The organism is Mycobacterium dioxanotrophicus (genome assembly GCF_002157835.1).
GTDB classification, from domain to species: Bacteria; Actinomycetota; Actinomycetes; order Mycobacteriales; family Mycobacteriaceae; genus Mycobacterium; species Mycobacterium dioxanotrophicus.
In genome coordinates, this window is sequence record NZ_CP020809.1 from 5,886,835 (window position 1) to 5,904,818 (window position 17,984).

The 17,984-nt window shown below is 66.7% G+C and carries 24 protein-coding genes; 3 read left to right on the forward strand and 21 right to left on the reverse strand.

Annotated features, from left to right (window positions below; all coding sequences use genetic code 11):
• Window positions 1–302 precede the first annotated feature (302 nt).
• The 11 genes from rpsQ to rpsJ are packed head-to-tail and all read right to left on the reverse strand — an operon-like array spanning window position 303 to window position 5,656.
• Window positions 303–599 (reverse strand): 30S ribosomal protein S17, encoded by a 297-nt coding sequence (rpsQ, locus tag BTO20_RS28605; RefSeq protein ID WP_029369109.1) that lies wholly within the window; start codon window positions 597–599, stop codon window positions 303–305.
• Complete coding sequence (rpmC, locus tag BTO20_RS28610) at window positions 599–832, reverse strand: 50S ribosomal protein L29 (RefSeq protein WP_029369110.1); 234 nt, start codon at window positions 830–832, stop codon at window positions 599–601. The genes rpsQ and rpmC overlap by 1 nt, the downstream gene beginning before the upstream one ends.
• Window positions 832–1,248, reverse strand: coding sequence for a 50S ribosomal protein L16 (rplP, locus tag BTO20_RS28615; RefSeq protein ID WP_064946147.1), 417 nt, complete (start codon window positions 1,246–1,248; stop codon window positions 832–834). The genes rpmC and rplP overlap by 1 nt, the downstream gene beginning before the upstream one ends.
• Before the next feature lie 2 nt (window positions 1,249–1,250).
• Window positions 1,251–2,081 carry a 30S ribosomal protein S3 gene (gene rpsC, locus BTO20_RS28620; protein ID WP_064946148.1) on the reverse strand — a complete coding sequence of 277 codons (831 nt, stop codon included), beginning with the start codon at window positions 2,079–2,081 and terminating at the stop codon, window positions 1,251–1,253.
• Window positions 2,081–2,569, reverse strand: a complete 489-nt coding sequence (gene rplV, locus BTO20_RS28625) for a 50S ribosomal protein L22 (RefSeq protein WP_087079307.1) — start codon at window positions 2,567–2,569, stop codon at window positions 2,081–2,083. Before rplV ends, rpsC begins: the two co-directional genes overlap by 1 nt.
• Entirely contained in the window at window positions 2,566–2,847 is a 282-nt protein-coding gene (gene rpsS, locus BTO20_RS28630) for a 30S ribosomal protein S19 (protein WP_011558433.1), read from the reverse strand. The genes rplV and rpsS overlap by 4 nt, the downstream gene beginning before the upstream one ends.
• A gap of 12 nt (window positions 2,848–2,859) precedes the next feature.
• Window positions 2,860–3,696, reverse strand: a complete 837-nt coding sequence (gene rplB / locus BTO20_RS28635) for a 50S ribosomal protein L2 (protein ID WP_029369115.1) — start codon at window positions 3,694–3,696, stop codon at window positions 2,860–2,862.
• Window positions 3,697–3,724: 28 nt separating this feature from the next.
• On the reverse strand, window positions 3,725–4,027 hold the full coding sequence (gene rplW, locus BTO20_RS28640; RefSeq protein WP_018601839.1) for a 50S ribosomal protein L23: 303 nt from the start codon (window positions 4,025–4,027) through the stop codon (window positions 3,725–3,727).
• Complete coding sequence (gene rplD, locus BTO20_RS28645; protein WP_087079308.1) at window positions 4,027–4,683, reverse strand: 50S ribosomal protein L4; 657 nt, start codon at window positions 4,681–4,683, stop codon at window positions 4,027–4,029. Before rplD ends, rplW begins: the two co-directional genes overlap by 1 nt.
• Window positions 4,683–5,336: a 50S ribosomal protein L3 gene (rplC, locus tag BTO20_RS28650; protein WP_064946152.1), complete on the reverse strand. Its 654-nt coding sequence runs from the start codon at window positions 5,334–5,336 to the stop codon at window positions 4,683–4,685. Before rplC ends, rplD begins: the two co-directional genes overlap by 1 nt.
• Before the next feature lie 14 nt (window positions 5,337–5,350).
• Window positions 5,351–5,656, reverse strand: coding sequence for a 30S ribosomal protein S10 (gene rpsJ, locus BTO20_RS28655; RefSeq protein ID WP_003883485.1), 306 nt, complete (start codon window positions 5,654–5,656; stop codon window positions 5,351–5,353).
• Between the two features lie 410 nt (window positions 5,657–6,066).
• Between rpsJ and BTO20_RS28660 the strand changes: the two genes are divergently transcribed.
• Window positions 6,067–6,549 carry a hotdog fold domain-containing protein gene (locus BTO20_RS28660; RefSeq protein ID WP_087079309.1) on the forward strand — a complete coding sequence of 161 codons (483 nt, stop codon included), beginning with the start codon at window positions 6,067–6,069 and terminating at the stop codon, window positions 6,547–6,549.
• Window positions 6,550–6,553: 4 nt separating this feature from the next.
• On the opposite strand, the gene BTO20_RS28665 is transcribed toward BTO20_RS28660, so the two are convergent.
• Both BTO20_RS28665 and BTO20_RS28670 read right to left on the reverse strand, forming a co-directional pair.
• Window positions 6,554–6,907 carry a nuclear transport factor 2 family protein gene (locus tag BTO20_RS28665; protein ID WP_087079310.1) on the reverse strand — a complete coding sequence of 118 codons (354 nt, stop codon included), beginning with the start codon at window positions 6,905–6,907 and terminating at the stop codon, window positions 6,554–6,556.
• A gap of 2 nt (window positions 6,908–6,909) precedes the next feature.
• Window positions 6,910–8,550, reverse strand: a complete 1,641-nt coding sequence (locus BTO20_RS28670; RefSeq protein WP_087082821.1) for a carboxylesterase/lipase family protein — start codon at window positions 8,548–8,550, stop codon at window positions 6,910–6,912.
• Between the two features lie 77 nt (window positions 8,551–8,627).
• Between BTO20_RS28670 and BTO20_RS28675 the strand changes: the two genes are divergently transcribed.
• The gene (locus tag BTO20_RS28675; RefSeq protein ID WP_087079311.1) at window positions 8,628–9,881 is read left to right on the forward strand and encodes a cytochrome P450; all 1,254 of its coding nucleotides are present in this window, start codon (window positions 8,628–8,630) and stop codon (window positions 9,879–9,881) included.
• Here the strand turns inward: BTO20_RS28675 and BTO20_RS28680 are convergent.
• The 8 genes from BTO20_RS28680 to mftA form a co-directional block, all read right to left on the reverse strand.
• Window positions 9,866–10,483 (reverse strand): TetR/AcrR family transcriptional regulator, encoded by a 618-nt coding sequence (locus BTO20_RS28680; RefSeq protein ID WP_087082823.1) that lies wholly within the window; start codon window positions 10,481–10,483, stop codon window positions 9,866–9,868. The genes BTO20_RS28675 and BTO20_RS28680 overlap by 16 nt on opposite strands.
• 72 nt (window positions 10,484–10,555) lie before the next feature.
• On the reverse strand, window positions 10,556–11,974 hold the full coding sequence (mftG, locus tag BTO20_RS28685) for a mycofactocin dehydrogenase MftG (RefSeq protein ID WP_198344094.1): 1,419 nt from the start codon (window positions 11,972–11,974) through the stop codon (window positions 10,556–10,558).
• Window positions 11,975–12,002: 28 nt separating this feature from the next.
• A complete protein-coding gene (gene mftF, locus BTO20_RS28690; RefSeq protein ID WP_087082827.1) occupies window positions 12,003–13,415 on the reverse strand; it encodes a mycofactocin biosynthesis glycosyltransferase MftF in 1,413 nt (470 codons plus the stop codon).
• Window positions 13,412–14,155 carry a mycofactocin biosynthesis peptidyl-dipeptidase MftE gene (mftE, locus tag BTO20_RS28695; protein WP_198344095.1) on the reverse strand — a complete coding sequence of 248 codons (744 nt, stop codon included), beginning with the start codon at window positions 14,153–14,155 and terminating at the stop codon, window positions 13,412–13,414. The genes mftF and mftE overlap by 4 nt, the downstream gene beginning before the upstream one ends.
• A gap of 147 nt (window positions 14,156–14,302) precedes the next feature.
• Window positions 14,303–15,496, reverse strand: coding sequence for a pre-mycofactocin synthase MftD (gene mftD / locus BTO20_RS28700; protein ID WP_087079312.1), 1,194 nt, complete (start codon window positions 15,494–15,496; stop codon window positions 14,303–14,305).
• Window positions 15,497–15,498: 2 nt separating this feature from the next.
• A complete protein-coding gene (gene mftC / locus BTO20_RS28705; RefSeq protein ID WP_087079313.1) occupies window positions 15,499–16,680 on the reverse strand; it encodes a mycofactocin radical SAM maturase in 1,182 nt (393 codons plus the stop codon).
• A complete protein-coding gene (gene mftB, locus BTO20_RS28710; protein WP_087079314.1) occupies window positions 16,677–16,988 on the reverse strand; it encodes a mycofactocin biosynthesis chaperone MftB in 312 nt (103 codons plus the stop codon). The genes mftC and mftB overlap by 4 nt, the downstream gene beginning before the upstream one ends.
• 2 nt (window positions 16,989–16,990) lie before the next feature.
• Window positions 16,991–17,086 carry a mycofactocin precursor MftA gene (mftA, locus tag BTO20_RS28715; RefSeq protein WP_063827636.1) on the reverse strand — a complete coding sequence of 32 codons (96 nt, stop codon included), beginning with the start codon at window positions 17,084–17,086 and terminating at the stop codon, window positions 16,991–16,993.
• Window positions 17,087–17,179: 93 nt separating this feature from the next.
• On the opposite strand from mftA, the gene mftR reads away from it, so the two are divergent.
• Entirely contained in the window at window positions 17,180–17,764 is a 585-nt protein-coding gene (gene mftR / locus BTO20_RS28720; RefSeq protein WP_087079315.1) for a mycofactocin system transcriptional regulator, read from the forward strand.
• Window positions 17,765–17,984: the final 220 nt, after the last annotated feature.

Sequence of the window (17,984 nt, forward strand, 5' to 3'; positions counted from 1 at the left end):
CGCGCGATGGTATGACAGCCGCACCGGTGAGCAAACACAAATCAGCGACGCAGCTGGGGCGTCGCGCCGTGCTGCGGAATCAGCAAATCTGGTCGCGAGGAGCAGACCCTGATGGCCGACAGCCTTCTGTCCACGCGCTGCGGTGACGGCGAAAAGACGATCGCGCCGCCGATTTCGACGTGATGGTCATTGCTCGGCCAAAACCGCGACCCTCACGTCGAAATCGACGCGGGCTGAAACGACGGCTCAAACGCAAATGTGCCCCGGATCCGAGGATCCGGGGCACACCTACTCGTGATGTCTTACTTGGCGCGCTCGAGCACCTCGACCAGCCGCCAGCGCTTGCTGGCCGACAGCGGCCGGGTCTCCATCAACGAGACGCGGTCACCGATGCCGGCCTCACCGTTCTCGTCATGCGCCTTCACCTTCTTGGTGGTGCGGATGATCTTGCCGTAGAGCGGGTGGCTCTTGCGATCTTCCAGCTCGACCACGATGGTCTTCTGCATCTTGTCGCTCACCACGTAGCCGATGGCGGTCTTGCGACGGCCACGGGGCTGCTCGGTGGCCGGGGTGTGCTTGGGGCCCTTAGTTTCTGCCATTACGAATCCTCACCACCGGGCCCGGAAGCCAGACCCAACTCACGTTCACGCAGCACGGTGTAAAGCCGTGCAATCTCCTGGCGCACAGTGCGCAGCCGACGGTTGTTGGCCAGCTGCCCGGTCGCCATCTGGAAGCGCAGGTTGAACAGCTCTTCCTTCGACTCGCGGAGCTTGCTCGTCAGCTCGTCGTCGGTCAGTTCGCGCAGTTCACCAGGCGAAGTTCCCACTGCCATCAGAACTGCTCCTCTCGACTCACGATGCGTGCCTTGATCGGCAACTTGTGGATTGCGCGAGTCAACGCTTCCCTGGCGATCTTCTCGTCGGGGTAGCTGATCTCGAACAAAATGCGTCCGGGCTTGACGTTGGCGACCCACCACTCCGGCGAACCCTTACCGGAACCCATGCGGGTTTCAGCAGGCTTCTTGGTCAGCGGGCGGTCCGGGAAGATGTTGATCCACACCTTGCCGCCACGCTTGATGTGCCGGTTGATGGCGATACGAGCGGACTCGATCTGCCGGTTGGTGATGTAGGCATGGCCCAGGGCCTGGATGCCGTAATCACCGAAGCTCACCGAGGTGCCGCCGCTGGCGATGCCACGCTGCTCGGGGTGATGCTGCTTGCGGTGCTTGACCTTGCGGGGAATCAGCATGTTCAGCTCTCCGTGTTCTCTGCGGAGGGCGCCTCAGCCGTCACCGGCACTGCGGACTCCGCGGTCTCCTCGGCAGCACGGCCGGCCTCGGTGCTCGTCGCGGTGGTACCCGACGAACCGCTACGACGCGGACGGCTGCCCGAAGGACGCTCACGACGCGGACGGTCGGAACCGGCCGGCGCGGCGGCAGCGAGCTCGCGCTTGCCACCGACGATGTCGCCCTTGTAGATCCACACCTTCACGCCGATCCGGCCGAAGGTGGTCTTGGCCTCGTACAGGCCATAGTCGATGTCGGCCCGCAGCGTGTGCAGCGGAACCCGGCCCTCGCGGTAGAACTCCGAGCGGCTCATCTCAGCACCGCCGAGGCGGCCCGAGCACTGCACCCGGATGCCCTTGACGTTGGGCTGACGCATCGCCGACTGGATGGCCTTACGCATGGCGCGACGGAACGCGACACGGTTGCTCAGCTGTTCGGCAACACCCTGGGCGACGAGCTGAGCCTGCGACTCAGGATTCTTCACCTCGAGGATGTTGAGCTGAACCTGCTTGCCGGTCAGCTTCTCCAGGTCCGCACGGATGCGGTCGGCCTCGGTGCCGCGGCGGCCGATCACGATGCCGGGACGCGCGGTGTGGATGTCAACGCGAACCCGGTCACGGGTGCGCTCGATCTCCACATCGGCGATGCCGGCCCGCTCCAGGCCGGTGGCCAGCAGGCGACGGATGGCGACGTCTTCCTTGACGTAGTCCTTGTACTGCTTGTCGGCGTACCAGCGGGACTTCCATTCGGTCGTGATGCCGAGTCGGAAGCCGTGGGGATTGATCTTCTGGCCCACTACTCCGAGCCTCCCTTCGAGTCAGCGGACTTCGCCGCCGTGTCTGAGGCCGCCGCCTTCGCGGCAGCGGAAGCCTTGCTGCCCTGGGCACGACGGCTGCGTGCCGACTGTGCGGACGCACCCTTCTGCTTGGGCGGACGGCTTTCCACGATCACGGTGATGTGGCTGGTGCGCTTACGAATTCGGAACGCACGACCCTGGGCACGCGGCCGGATGCGCTTGGCGGTCGGGCCTTCGTCTGCGAAGACGGTGGCGACGACCAGCGTGGCCGGATCGAGACCCTCGTTGTTCTGCGCGTTGGCGGCAGCGCTCGCGATCACCTTGGCGACCGGCTCGCTGGCGGCCTGGGGCGCCCACCGCAGGATGTCGAGGGCTTCCTCGACGCTCTTGCCGCGGACCAGGTCGATAACGCGACGGGCCTTGGTCGGCGAGATGCGCACGAAGCGCGCCTTCGCCGTCGCTGACGGGTATTCGGTAACAGTGCTCATCGACGCTTGCTCTTCCGGTCGTCCTTGATGTGACCCTTGAACGTGCGCGTCGGGGCGAACTCGCCGAGCTTGTGCCCGACCATCGCCTCGGTCACGAACACCGGCACGTGCTTGCGGCCGTCATGCACCGCAAAGGTGTGCCCGATGAAGTCCGGGATGATGGTCGACCGACGCGACCAGGTCTTGATGACCTGCTTGGTGTTCTTGTCGTTCTGAACGTCGACCTTCTTCAACAGATGGTCGTCGACGAACGGACCCTTCTTCAGGCTGCGTGGCATCGCTATTTACTCCTAGCGCTTCTTGCCGGTGCGCCGGCGACGGACGATGAGCTTGTCGCTCGCCTTCTTGGGCTTACGGGTGCGGCCCTCGGGCTTGCCCCACGGGCTCACCGGGTGACGACCACCGGAGGTCTTACCCTCACCACCACCGTGCGGGTGGTCGACCGGGTTCATCACGACACCACGGACGGTGGGGCGCTTGCCCTTCCACCGCATACGGCCGGCCTTGCCCCAGTTGATGTTCGCCTGCTCGGCGTTACCGACCTCGCCGACGGTGGCGCGGCAGCGCACATCGACGCGACGGATCTCGCCCGACGGCATACGCAGCGAGGCGTAGGTGCCTTCCTTACCGAGCAGCTGGATGCTGACACCGGCGGAGCGGGCCAGCTTGGCCCCGCCACCGGGCCGCAGCTCCACGGCGTGGATCACGGTGCCTGCCGGGATGTTGCGCAGCGGCAGGTTGTTACCGGGCTTGATGTCGGCGTTGGCACCCGACTCGATCACGTCGCCCTGCTTGATGCCCTGCGGCGCGATGATGTAGCGCTTCTCGCCGTCCAGGAAGTGCAGCAGCGCGATGTTCGCGGTGCGGTTCGGGTCGTATTCGATGTGCGCGACCTTGGCGTTGACGCCGTCCTTGTCGTGGCGACGGAAGTCGATGACGCGGTAGGCGCGCTTGTGGCCGCCACCCTTGTGCCGGGTGGTGATGCGGCCGTGGGCATTACGCCCACCGGTGCTACTCAGCGGACGAACCAGCGACTTCTCCGGAGTCGAACGAGTGATCTCGGCGAAATCGGAGACGCTCGAACCGCGACGACCCGGGGTCGTCGGCTTGTACTTGCGAATTCCCATATCAGTTAAATCCTCTTAGTTCCCGGCGCTACGCCGGTGCTCCGAACAAATCGATCGGCTTGCTGCCCGCGGCCAACGTGACGATGGCGCGCTTGGTGCTCTTGCGCTGCCCGAAGCCGGCGCGGGTGCGCTTGCGCTTGCCCTGCCGGTTCGCGGTGTTCACCGAATCGACCTTGACGTTGAAGATCTTCTCGATAGCGATCTTGATCTGCGTCTTGTTCGAATCCGGGTGCACCACAAACGTGTACACGTTGTCCTCGATCAGCCCGTACGACTTCTCCGAGATGACCGGAGCCAGGATGATGTCGCGGGGGTCGGTCACGGTTGCCATCAGGCCGACACCTCTTCTTTCTGATCCTTGGTGCTCGCAGCGATGTAGGCGTTCAGGGCCTCGACCGAGAACACCACGTCGTCGGCGTGGAGCACGTCGTAGGTGTTGAGCTGATCCGGCGAGATCACATGCACGCCAGGCAGATTGCGAACGCTGCGGGCGCCGACCTCATCGGTGCGACCGATGACGACGAGCACCTTCTTGTTCTCGGTCAAGCTGCCCAGGAATGCCTTGGCACTCTTGGTCGACGGGGTCTGACCCTCGATCAGCTCGGTGACCGCGTGGATCCGCTCGTTGCGGGCCCGGTCCGAGAGCGCACCGCGCAGCGCGGCGGCGATCATCTTCTTCGGGGTCCGCTGGCTGTAGTCGCGCGGCTGCGGGCCGTGGACGACGCCACCACCGGTGAACTGCGGCGCACGGGTCGAGCCCTGACGGGCGCGGCCGGTGCCCTTCTGCCGGTACGGCTTCTTGCCACCGCCGGAGACCTCACCGCGAGTCTTGGTCGCGTGCGTGCCCTGACGCTTGGCTGCCAACTGCGCGGTGACCACCTGGTGCATCAGCGCGATGTTGGGCTCAACGTCGAACAGCACAGCGGGCAGCTCGACGGAACCGTCGGTCTTACCTGCCGGAGTCTTAACGTCAATTTTCAGAGTCATTACTTCTCGCCTCGCTTGATTGCGCTGCGGACAACAACCAGTCCACCGTTACGTCCGGGGATGGCGCCCTTGATGAGCAGCACGCCGTTCTCGGCATCGACCTTGTGCACCTTCAGGTTCTGCGTGGTCACCCGGTCGGTGCCCATCCGGCCCGACATGCGAGTGCCCTTGAAGACACGGCCCGGGGTGGCGCAGCCACCGATCGAACCGGGGCGACGGTGCACAGCCTGGGCACCGTGCGCGGCGCCCTGGCCACGGAAGCCGTGGCGCTTCATGGTGCCGGCGAAGCCCTTGCCCTTGCTGGTGCCGGTCACGTCGACGTAAGCGCCGTCGGCGAAGATCTCGGCGGTCAGTTCCTGACCCACCTCGTACTCGGCGGCAGCAGCCTCGTCATCGAGCCGCAGCTCGGCCAGGTGACGACGCGGGTTCACGCCCGCGGCGGCGTACTGGCCGGTGACCGGCTTGTTGACCTTGCGCGGGCTGATCTCGCCATAGGCGAGCTGCACGGCGGTGTAGCCATCGCGCTCGGTGGTACGGATACGGGTCACCACGTTGGGGCCGGCCTTGACGACCGTCACCGGGACGACTTTGTTGTTCTCGTCGAACACCTGCGTCATGCCCAGCTTGGTGCCCAAAATGCCTTTTCTAGCCATTTGATTCGGGTCTCCTACTGGATGTTGACGTCGACACTGGCCGGCAGATCGATGCGCATGAGAGCGTCAACGGTCTTGGGCGTCGGGTCGAGGATGTCGATCAGCCGCTTGTGCGTGCGCATCTCGAAATGCTCGCGCGAGTCCTTGTACTTGTGCGGCGACCGGATGACGCAATACACGTTCTTCTCGGTCGGCAGCGGCACAGGGCCCACCACACTGGCACCGGTACGGGTGACCGTTTCGACGATCTTGCGCGCCGAGGCGTCAATGGCCTCATGGTCGTAGGCCTTGAGCCTGATGCGGATCTTCTGTCCCGCCACGCTTCTCCTACCTCGCTCCTGCTTCGTACATCGGCCGGCCGTCCCGGGGACGAACCCGTCGGGCCTGGTGCCCCGGCGCGGATCGCGCCGAGATTTGCCGCCGCTGTTTACCTGTCTATGGTTCACCGGCCCCCGCGGTCGGGTGTGTCGCCCTCCCGCACACTCGTTCGCTCAGGAAATCCGTCACAATCGAGGCTGGAACCGGATGCGCCCGTGTGGGCGCTGGTCGGATGCCCGGGCCAGGGAGTACCCAGCTCAAGGCAACCTGAACAGTATGCCTTAGATCGCCGCACGCTCCAAATCCCTGATGGAAGCCGGCTCGGCCGTTCTGATCCAGCCTACGTAACGCCACGGTGCACCCGGAACGGGCAGCGCGTCAACCTATCTTACTCCCGAGTAAGATAGGGTCCATGACCATCTCAGGGGCGCCCAGTGCCACCTACCGCGCGTGGCAGCAGCTGGCAGGCAAGCCGCTGGGCACCCGCCTGTTCTCGGCCGCGGCCATGGCGCGCGTTCCGTATTTCGCCTCGATCGTGCCGCACGTCGTGCGAATGGAGCCCGGCCTGGCCGAGGTGACGGTGCCCAAGTGGTTCTTCATCTACAACCACTTGCACACCGTGCACGCGATCGCATCGTGCAATGCCGCGGAGATGGCGATGGGCATGCTGATGGAGGCGACAGTGCCCACCAGCCACCGCTGGATCCCCAAGGCCATGACGGTGAGCTACCTGGCCAAGGCCACCACATCACTGCGCGCGACGGCTCGATTGGACCCGCCGGACTTCGCGCTGATCACCGAAGGCGTCGACGTCGTGATTCCTGTCAGCATCACCGACCGCCGCGGCGTCGAGGTCGTGCACGCCGACATCACCACCTGGGTGACCCCGGCCTGAGGCTCTACTCGAGGTAGGTGCCGTGGCCTTCGCGCACGAGCTCACCGTCGAAGAGCAGCACCTCGTTGACCAGTCCCCCGCGATGGTTGCGGTAGTTGATCACCAGGCTGGATTCGCCGCGGTACACCGCGAGCACCTCGAAATGCAGATCCGGCATCCCCGCGAGCGCGGTGGTCCAGTAGTCCCGCAGCGCGGCCTTGCCCCTCACCACCCCGCAGCTTCCGGGTACAACGCGCGCAGCGACCGGTGAACTGAACACCACGTCATCGTGGAAATGCGCCAGGACCGCTTCGACATCGTGGGCGTTCCAGGCCTCGACCCAGGCGTCGGCAAAGGCCTGCGGTGGCGGCGTCTGCATCGTCAGCGGCCTTTCAGTCCGGCCCAGAACGGGCACTGGTGCTCCTGCGCGAATCCGTCGGCCATGTGGCTACCGCTGGACTGCAACGACATTCGGGGTGAATCCGCCGAACCGTCGGCGGCGGGCCAGCCGGGATTACCACTGGCGACGAACCGGCTCCAGTCGTCGATCATGGTGTCCGACAAGGTCTGTTGCGCAGGGTTCAGCGGCGGGGCACCGCCGATGTCGAACAGGTACCTCAGCTCGAGCGAATGGCTCGCACCGACCGGGAACGGCAGAGTCCGGAAGGGTTCGGGCGCGGGTGCATTCCGGTCGTTGAATTCGTAGGCGTACACCGGTCCGGACAGGGTCGCGGCCATCCGGTCTGCCACACAGGAGAAATCGGCATCGGTCACCGTCGCCGAATATGCCAGCGCCGCACCGCCGTACCGGTCGGGAGGATACTGCGCACCCACTTTTGCGGCGTCGGGGCCGAACGTCTCGGCGAGCAGCCGTGGGTATTCGTCGGGGGTGAAGCGCTCCCCCTCCTGCAGGTAGCGCATCGCCACGAACAACGTGAACTCGTCGCGGGTGGTGCCCACCATCACCGGCACCCGGGCCCCCTGACCGGCCGCGAACGCCGCCAACGGCGCGACCGGCAGGACCTTGCTGCCGGTGACCGGACCGGTCAGCTCGTCGCGGCCGATGTTGTAGTACCAGACCGGTTTTCGCAGCCGATCCACCGGCAGCGCCCGCAGGCAGGCCGCCGCGGTCACCGGGTCGGGGCAGCCGACGGCGGCCGCGTAGTCGAGGCTTCGGCGTTGCGCGGTGGCCAGGTCCGCCTGCGCCTGACACGGCGCGCTCATGAGGATCGCCGCCCGGAACAACCCCGCCGAACCCGGCGCCACCAGGTGATTGCACACCGACATCCCGCCGGCGGATTCACCGGCGATGGTCACCTGTTCCGGATCGCCGCCGAACGCCGAGATGTTGTCGTGTACCCATCGGAGCGCGGCCTGCTGATCGAGCATCCCGTAGTTGCCGACGTCGCCTGCGGGCCCGAGTGCGGGATGCGCCAGGAATCCGAGGGTGCCGAGGCGGTAGTTGATGCTCACGACGATGATGTCGCCGCGCGCCACCAGCCAGCGCGCGTCGTATACCCCGCTGCTGCCGTTGACGAACGCGCCGCCGTGGATCCACACCATCACCGGGCGGCGTTCGCCGGACGCGGGCGGTGTCCAGACGTTGAGGCTCAGACAGTCCTCGGAGGTGTTGCGCCCCCGCTCGGGATCGGCGGTCGGGTCCTGAACGCATCGCGGTCCGAACACCGAAGCGTCGCGCACCCCGGCCCAACCGGGCGCCGGAGCCGGCGGGGCGAAGCGCAAGGGACCGACAGGTGCTGCGGCGTAAGGGATTCCGGCGAACAGCCGATGGTCGGTCGCCACGTTGCCGCGCAGCGTGCCCTGCGCGACGTGTACGTACGACGGGTCCCCCGCCGGTTCCGGTGACCCTGACACCGTCCTACTGGCGCCACGCCCGCATCCGGCAAGCATCAATCCCATGATGACGACGACCACCGCGAGAACGGCCGTCAGACGCCGCCCCGTATGGCGCACCTTTGCTGGCTGCACAGTCGCCGAGCCTAGCCGGTGACGATCCGACATTCCGCCGCCCGAAGTGGCACCGGTCACATAGACTGGCTACTTGACACCCGTCAACTGCCGGTTGGAGGAGTTTCTGCATGAGCGCGCCTGCGATGGATGACGCCGCCAAGGTCCTGGCCGATCCGACGGCCTACGCCGACGACGCTCGCCTGCACGGGGCGTTGACCCGACTGCGCGCCGAGAACCCGGTCGCGTGGGTGGACAACCCGCCGTACCGCCCGTTCTGGGCGATCACCAAGCACGCCGACATCATGGCCATCGAGCGCGACAACGACCTGTTCATCAGCGAGCCTCGGCCGCTGCTGGCCACCGCGGCCGCCGACGATCTCGCGCGGCAGCAGCTCGACGCCGGTATGGGTCTGCGGACACTGATCCACATGGACGATCCGCATCATCGCAAGGTCCGGTCCATCGGCGCGGACTGGTTCCGCCCCAAGGCAATGCGAGACCTGAAAGTCCGTGTCGACGAACTGGCCACGCGCTATGTCGACAAGATGGCCGCGGCCGGGCCGGAATGTGATTTCGTCACCACGGTGGCGGTCGACTTCCCGCTGTACGTGATCATGTCGCTGCTCGGGCTGCCCGAGGAGGATTTCGGCCGCATGCACATGCTGACCCAGGAGATGTTCGGCGGCGACGACGAGGAGTACAAGCGCGAGGGCGGGTCGCTGGATGACCAATTGGCCGTGCTGCTCGACTTTTTCGCGTACTTCTCACAGTTGACCGCGTCGCGACGGGCCAACCCGACCGGAGACCTCGCGTCGGCCATCGCCAACGGCCGCATCGACGGGGAGCCGTTGTCGGACGTCGACACCGCCTCGTACTACGTGATCGTCGCCAGTGCAGGCCACGACACCACCAAGGACGCGATCTCCGGAGGGCTGCTTGCGCTCATCGAGAACCCCGGCGAACTGGAAAGGCTACGTGCCAATCCCGAGTTGATGGGCACCGCGGTCGAGGAGATGATCCGGTGGTCCACGCCGGTCAAGGAATTCATGCGGACGGCGACTGCCGACACGACGGTGCGTGGCGTACCGATCGCCAAGGGCGAATCCGTTTACCTCGCTTATGTTTCCGGCAACCGCGACGAAGACGTGTTCGCTGATCCGTTCCGCTTCGACGTCGCACGCGACCCGAACAAACACCTGGCCTTCGGCTACGGCATCCACTTCTGCCTGGGCGCGGCGCTGGCCAGGATGGAGATGGCCAGCCTGTTCACCGAACTGCTCTCCCGCCTGGACCACATCGAATTGGGCGGAACACCAGTACTTTCCGCGACGACCTTCGTCGGCGGTCTCAAGCACCTGCCGGTGCGCTACTCGTTACGCTGAGCACCTTCGGCACGACGGTGGGTGGCCAGGAAACCGTCCACCGCCGCACGCGCGCAGGTCGGGTAGTCGAACTCCGGCAGCATGCTCAATCTGCCGAGCACGATCGGGCCGAGTAGGAGCGCCGCGGCCCTGGTGCGGTCCACCGGACCCAGTTCAGCCGCCGCGTCGGGACTGTCGAGGACGGCCCCGAACGGCGCCGCATACTGCTCTGCCACCCGCTCGCGCAGCGTGCGCACCTCCCGGCTGTCGTCGTGTCCGAGACTGCCACCCAGCGCAAGCCACGCCATCGCGGTCACGGTAACGGGCGCGTGGACGATGAGCTCAGCTTGAGCTTCTACGAGCGCGAGCAACCGGTCACGCAGCGACCCCTCGTTCGGCGGTACCGGCGCGGGCGGGATCATCGAGTGAAAAGCCGCTGCCAGCAAGTCATTTCCGCTGGCGTAATGCCGGTAGAGGGTGGCCCTTGCGACATTGGCAGCGCGGGTGACCGCGTCGACCGTCACCGCGCTCGGTCCCCCGGAACGCAGCAGCGACGTCGCCGCATCCAGCAGCCGGGCCCGGGATCGGGCCGGCCGCGGATCACTCCCGCCAGCCACAGTCAACACCTCCGCGTAACGAGACCGAAGGTCTTCAAAGTACCCGGACAGCCACGTCCGGCACCGCCTTCATCCCGCTCAGCGGGCGATGAACTCGGCAGCGCGATGGCCGATCATCGCGATGGTCGCGTGCGGTCCACGACTGGTGATGGCCGGCATGATCGAACCGTCCACCACCCACAGACCGGTGATTCCATGGACTCGGCAGCTCGGGTCGAGCACGGCTTCGGGGCCACTGCCCATCGGGGCGGTGCCTGCCAGATGCTGTGACGTCGACCACGACGGTTCGCCGACTTCCGCAGTGCCACCGATCAATTCGCGGGCCAGCGTCGTGCCTTCGCGGAGCGCTTCGACATCGGAAGCCACGCTGTCATAGCGGTGCTCGATGATCGGAGCCGTCGTCGGATCCGTCGAGGCGAGCCGGACCCGCCCGCGGGACCGCGGCCGCATCAGCGCCACCCCGAGGTGCGGCAACTCGGTGGGATCGTGCCCGGGCCCGTGCACCATCGCCGCGAACCCCGCGGTGTACGGGCGCACCTCGACGCCGTCTGTGGTGGTCAGCACGGCCTCCAACGGTGGCAGGTCATGGGTCGGCGTCCAATCGACCGGCAACACCCACTCGGGGTGGTCCACCGTCGAGGTCCCGACGGGCAATCCCGCCAGCACCGCGATCCCCAACCGCTCGAGGTCGGCAGCGGGGCCGATGCCGGACAGCATCAACAGCTGAGCAGATCCGATTGCGCCGCCGCACAAGACAATTCGATCTGCAGTGAGGGTCTCGCCGCCCAGGCACTCCACGCCGACGGCACGGGTCCCGGCGAAAAGGATGCGGCAGACCCTGGTGTCGGCGCGGACTTCCAGGTTGGGGCGCTGCAATGCCGGCTGCAGATAGGCACCACCCGGGCCGAGGCGGGTTCCACTGTTGATGTTCAGCGGGACCGGGCCCACACCTGCCGGCAACGCCGCGTCGGTGTCCGAGCCGTTCAGATCGGCCAGCCAGCCGAATCCCGCCGCCGTCGCCGCGGATACGAAAGAGGCCGTACACCCGTCGAATTCATGCACCCGTCGGACCAGAATCGGCCCGTCGGAGCCGTGCAGTGCGGTGTCGAAGTCCAGATCCGTCTCGATCGCAAGGAAATGCGGCAGTACATCGCGCCAACTCCAACCGGGGACCGCCCAGCCGTCGAAGTCGCGGGGCAGCCCACGGCAGAAGTAGCCCCCGTTGACCGCTCCCGAACCGCCGACGACCGAGCCGCGGATGATCTCGGTGTGACGGGGCGGACGCTCGGTCAAGGTGGACCGATAGTGCCGCACCACCCCGCTGGCGGTGCCGATGGGAAGCCGCAGTCCGTCAGTGATCTGAGCGGCCACCCGAGGGTCCGACGGGGCAGGTCCGGCTTCGACGACGCACACGCGGCAGGAGGGATCGGCGGAAAGTCGTTCGGCCAGGACCGATCCGGCGCTGCCGGCACCCACGATCAGGATGTCGGCGCGCACGTGAGGAGCAGAAATAGGAGAGGCAGGTCTAACTCCGCAGCTGCGGTTTGAGCGCACCGAGGTTGCGCTCCCGCACGACACCGGTCCACAGGCCCGTGCCGTACGCGATGTCGTCGAGGCGCTTGAGCATGATGTGGGTCAGCAGGCCGACGGGCTTGGTGTCGTCGTCGGCGTTGCCGCGTCTGGTCGCCCAGTCCACCACCCCGTCGACCACGGCCGCCAGCAACACCGCCTGCCGGGCCCGACGGCAGAGCAGCGCGGCGATCAACGCGATGGGCCAGTAGTGCCGACAGATCGCCGAACACAGCTGCAGCGCGGCAGACCACAATCCAGTCGCGGTGACGACGGCGACGTCCCGGGGTTCGGTGTCGACCGTGCTGAGCGAACGCGCGATGCGCCTGCCGGTCATGACCGCGACGACCAGCGAGGCCAGATAGCCGATGCACGAGCCGATGGCCAGCAGCAGCCACACCACCAGACTCCAGCCGGAGATCACCAGCGGGGCCGTCTTTCCGGGGTGCCGCACGGTCAGCGGAGCTGCCGATGTGCCATAGAAGGCCTTGCGACTGAACCACTCTCGCAGGTCGGTGCGGTGGTCGTGGGCGACCAGGGCGATGGGCTCGTACCGTAGCCGGGCGCCGGCCTCGACGAACCGCCAGCACAGGTCGACGTCCTCACCGGACTGCATGGTCTCGTCGAATCCGCCGACCCCCAGCAACGCCGACCGCCGGCAGATGATCGCGGCGCTGGGCACGTAGGACACCGTCCCGTACGGAACCACCGGCGCCTCCCGGACACCCAGGTCCAGCGATGACCGCACGGCCTCGTACCGGGCAACCAGGTTGTCGGTGGTGTGCAGCCCGACGATCCGAGGCGCGACCAACGCCACGGCCGGATCGCAGAAGTGGCCCAGCAACGCTTCCAGCCAACCGCGGCGCGGGACCACGTCGGAGTCGAGAAACGCGACGAAGTCCGTCTCACATGCCGCCAGGCCGGTGTTGCGGGCGGCTGCCGGCCCGTTGCTGCGGGTGTGCCGCAGCACCTGGACGTCGCAGTGCATCGAGGCGAACTCCTCCTCGGACACCGGTACCGCGGAGCCGTCGTCGACCACGATGACCCGAAGCCCGCGCAACGTCCCGATCAGCCGGTGCAGACCAGATACGTTGTCCCGCACCGGAATAACCACGGTAACGTCGCGGTGCGACGGCCCGCTGGCGGGGCGCGGATGAGCGACGGTGGCGTCGAGCAGGGTGCGTGCGAGTTGCGCGCTGACGGCGTCATGGACCTCGAGGCGACCGCCGTTGAGCATGGTCCGCGCGGTCGGAGCCAGTCGCAGCAGACGCGTCGGCGACCCGCCCAGCAGGGCCGACCCCTCACCGAGCACCTTGACGCGACGATCCACCTGCACGGCAAAGCCGTCAGGCAGCCTCGGGCCGGTCACGTCAGCATCCCGTTCCGGTCGGGCCGCCAGCGACGGATCCGATCCGTGCACCCCTCGACCATCTCAGCAAAGATACGCTCCCCCTCGGACGCAGTGGCGGTGGTCGGGTCACCGAGCACTCCTGCCGCGCTGACCGCGGCAACCCCACCACGACGCAACTGCGGCATCAATTCCGCCAGTGGCGCGGTGTTCCCCGGTGCGACCTCGTCGCACCACACATCGCTCGGTGAAATATGTAGCAATACAGAAGTTTCGGTATGGCCGGCATGCGCGTCGGCCCCGGCCGTCGTACACGGGACCCAGCCGACGTCGCGGCTCTCGGACCGGAGCAGGGCGGTGGCCGCCGCCAGCGCCTCCACATTGCCCCCGTGGCCGTTGACGAACACCAGGCGCGACACCCAGCTCGTGGCCGACCTGCCGTACTCCACCAGCAAAAGCCTCAGAGCCTCGGTACCGATCGATATGGTGCCGGCGAACCCCTCGTGCTCGCCGCTGGCTCCGTAGCCGATCGCCGGCGCCAAGACCCAGTCGGACCCGGCGACGCCGCCGAGCCGCTCCACCGCAGCGCGGGCCACCGCCGAGGCGATGCGCGTGTCGGTGTCCAGCGGCAAGTGCGGTCCGTGCTGTTCGGTAGAGCCGACCGGGATGACCAACATGGGCGACACGTTTCGTAGCTGCCTCGTCGTCGAGTTCCCGAGCTCGCTGGGGAAAGCCACGTGCCGATGGTAGGCCGAATTCACCTGGAGTGCGCCAATTGTTGAAGCATGAGCAGCAATTGATTTCCCGGAACTTCTCCGCCGGCTCCCCAAAGCCATCACGTGCGCCTCTCCAGCCACCCCTGTCACGGGGAGGTTACGCGCTACGGACCGTCCCGACCAGCCCCCCGGTCAGATGCCAGCGTTGGGTGGCACTCCCAGCGACCGCAGGAATCCCGGCGGCACCAAAATGTCATCGGGCGACAGATCGTGGATCGAGGCCTTGCCGAGCCCGCGCAGCGCCGAGTCGATCCCACCCGAGAGGATGTCGAGCACGTTCTCAACGCCGGCCTGTCCATTGGCCGCCAGACCCCACAGGTAGGCCCGGCCGATCATCACGGCCCGCGCACCCAGCGCCACGGCCTTGACGACATCGCTGCCGCGCCGGACACCGCCGTCGAGCAAAACCTCGATCTGGTCACCGACCGCCTCGGCGATCGCCGGCAGGCACCGGATCGCCGCAGGCGTACCATCCAGATTGTTGCCGCCGTGGTTGGACACGGTGATGGCCGAAACCCCGGCATCGACAGCACGTTTGGCGTCATCGACCCGCACCATGCCCTTGAGCAGGAACGGACCGCCCCACTGCTCGCGCAGCCAGGCGATGTCCTCCCAGGTCGGCGGCGGGGTGCCCATCCACTGCCCGTACGCCTCGAAGAACGTCGGCCCCGGCTCGCCACGTCGCCCCTGATTCGGAACCCGCAGGTCCGGCGGACGCAGATGCTTGCCGAAGCTCCACAGCCAGCGCGGCTTGGTGAGCACCTCCGGCGACATCTTGATCATGGTCTTGAGATCCATGCGCTCGGGAATCTTGGGGCTACCCCAGTCACGGCCGTGGCTGAAGCTCCAGTCGGTCGTCGCGATCAGACCGACCGCGCCGGCGTCCTTCGCGCGCTGCACACGCTCGGCGATCTCGTCTCGGCTGCCGAGCCAATAGATCTGGAAGAAGATCTTGTCGTTGACCGCGGTGACTTCTTCCATCGGCTTGCTGGCAAACGACGAAAGGCCCATCGCGGTACCGCGTGCCGCCGCGGCACGGGCAACCGCCACCTCGCCGTCGGGGTCGACCGCCTGCACACCTGTCGGCGAGATGATGACGGGCATCGAAATGTCCTGACCCATCACGGTTGTCGACATCTCACGCTTTTCGGTGGCCCCGACGACGTGCGGAGCAAAGCCGAGTTCGGCAAATGCCTCGACGTTGTCGGACACCGACACACCCTTCTCACTGGCCGAGATCAGCGAGGAGTAGGCGGAGCGGGGCAGACGTTTCTTCGCTCGCTGCTGAGCGATGGCGACGGTTTCGAACCAGGTATCGCGGGCCATGATCAGATCGGACTTTCGTTGCAGAACTTCTTGGGGGGGACAGTGAGGAGCTTGAGCGGGACGGGCCCTTTGCGTTCTCCGGTACGGGAATGGTCGACGCTGGACTTGGGCTTGTCCCGCTCCAGCGCGAGTGCGGGCTCACCGTAGCCCTGCACGCACTCGGGGTCCGGCCCGTCCATCGGCAGACCGGTGAAGAACTTGGCGGCCATGCAGCCACCGCGGCAGCTGTCGTAGTGCCCGCAGCTGCCGCAGGCGCCGGCCGACTGCGGTTCCCGCAGCTCCCGGAACAGCGGGGCGTTTTGCCAGACGTTCTGGAAACCATTGTCTGACAGGATGTTTCCGGCCAGGAAGCGGTCGTGGATGGCGAACGGGCAGGCGTACACGTCGCCCACCGGGTCGATCAGGCAGACCACCCGGCCGGCTCCGCACAGGTTGAGCCCCGCCAACGCACCCGGCTCGCCGAGGCCCGACAGGTGGAAGAACGAATCCCCCGTGAGCACCCGCTCACCGTGGGCCACCAGCCAGTCGTACAGCTGACGCTGCTGGGTCGCGGTGGGGTGCAGTTCGTCCCAGACGTCGGCGCCGCGCCCCGAGGGCCGCAGCCGCGTGATGCGCAGCGTCGCGCCGTACTGATCGGCCAACGCCTTGAAATCGTCGAGCTGGTCGACGTTGTGGCGCGTCACCACCACCGAGATCTTGGCGTCCTTGAAACCGGCAGTCTTGAGGTTCTCCAAGGCTCGGATGGCCATGGCGAACGAGCCGGGGCCGCGTACCGCGTCGTTGATCTCGGCGGTCGCCCCGTCCAGGGAGATCTGGACGTCGACGTAGTCGCTGGCCGCCAGTTTCGTTGCCACCTCCGGCGTGATGCGCACGCCGTTGGTGGAGAACTTCACGCCGACATGGTGGGCGGTCGCGTAGTCGACAAGCTCCCAAAAGTCCGACCGCACAGTGGGTTCGCCGCCACCGATGTTGACGTAGAACACCTGCATGCGTTCCAGCTCGTCGATGATGTCCTTGCACTGCTGCGTGCTGAGCTCTCGCGGATCGCGTTTGCCCGAGGACGACAGGCAGTGCACGCACGCCAGGTTGCAGGCGTAGGTGAGCTCCCACGTCAGGCAGATGGGTGCGTCGAGGCCGTGCTCGAACTGCTCGACCAGTCGTGGTACGGGCGCTACGGAAGTCATCGATTCTCCTTGAGAACGAGCATCTTGGACTGGGCAAGCACACCCAGGGCATGCAGGTACGGGGCCTGCTGATCGTCACCGACCCCGGCGGCCCGGCACGCCGACCGGACATCCGGATGGTCGGCCAGAGAGTTGACCACCGTCACGATCGTCCGGTTCTTCAGGAACGAAAGCTTGCGCGTACCAAAGTGATACAGCAACGCACCGAACGGCTCCGGCCGCACCGCCACCTGGTGGTGCAGCCGCCAGCCGCGTTCCGGATCGAACGACGGTGCCGCACCGGTGGGCGCGGACACAGGCCCGGTCATGGTCAGTAGACCCCGCACATCCCGTCGATCGACACCTCTTCGACGAGGGTCTCGGTCACGAGTTCGGTGTCGGATTCGACTTGCTGATTCGGTTCCATGGATTTGCCCCTTTCGTACGCTGGGCCTCGACTATTGTGACCCAGGTCGCAACAATATGGCATCGAGTGCCGATATGGAAGGCCGGGTTTCAGATGAGTGCGGGACGGCGTCGGTCGACCACCCAGGACCACATCGCCGGAGTGGCCATCGAGTTGTTCGCGGCCCGCGGGTTCGACGACGTCAGCGTCGACGACGTGGCCGCCGCGACGGGCATCTCGCGGCGCACGCTGTTCCGGTACTACCCGTCGAAGAACGCCATCCCCTGGGGCAACTTCGACGCACACCTGCAGCAACTGCGTGAGCTGCTCGCGACGCTGAGCCCACGCGTGAGCCTGGGAGAGGCCCTGCGCGAGGCTCTGCTCGCCTTCAACACCTACGAGGCCGACGAGATGGCCCAGCATCGGCAACGCATGCGCGTGATCCTGGAAACGGCTGGGCTGCAAGCGTATTCGATGACCATGTATGCAGGATGGCGCGAGGTCATCGCCGGCTACGTGGCGGTGCGCACCGGCCGGGCAGCCACCGACCTGATTCCGCAGACCGTGGCATGGCTGATGCTCGGGGTCGCGCTGTCGGCCTACGAGCACTGGCTCGCCGACGAGTCGGTGTCGCTGACCGACGCGATCGGCGAAGCATTCGACATCGTCTCGCCGGGGCTGGACGTGCTGGCCGAATAGCTAGCGCCACACGCAGCCGAGCGCCGCTGCCAACCACCGACACCGCACACCGCGTCGAGCGCGGCAGCCAGCCGCGCGCCGGCCACCAGTTCGCCGAACGGCCCGGCACCGGTCAGATCAGCGGTCCAGACCACCGGCTGCGTCCACGATCGCGGCAGGGCGGATGACAGTCCGATCTGGCGCCACAGCAGATCCCTTGCCTGATCGGCGATCTGGCGCA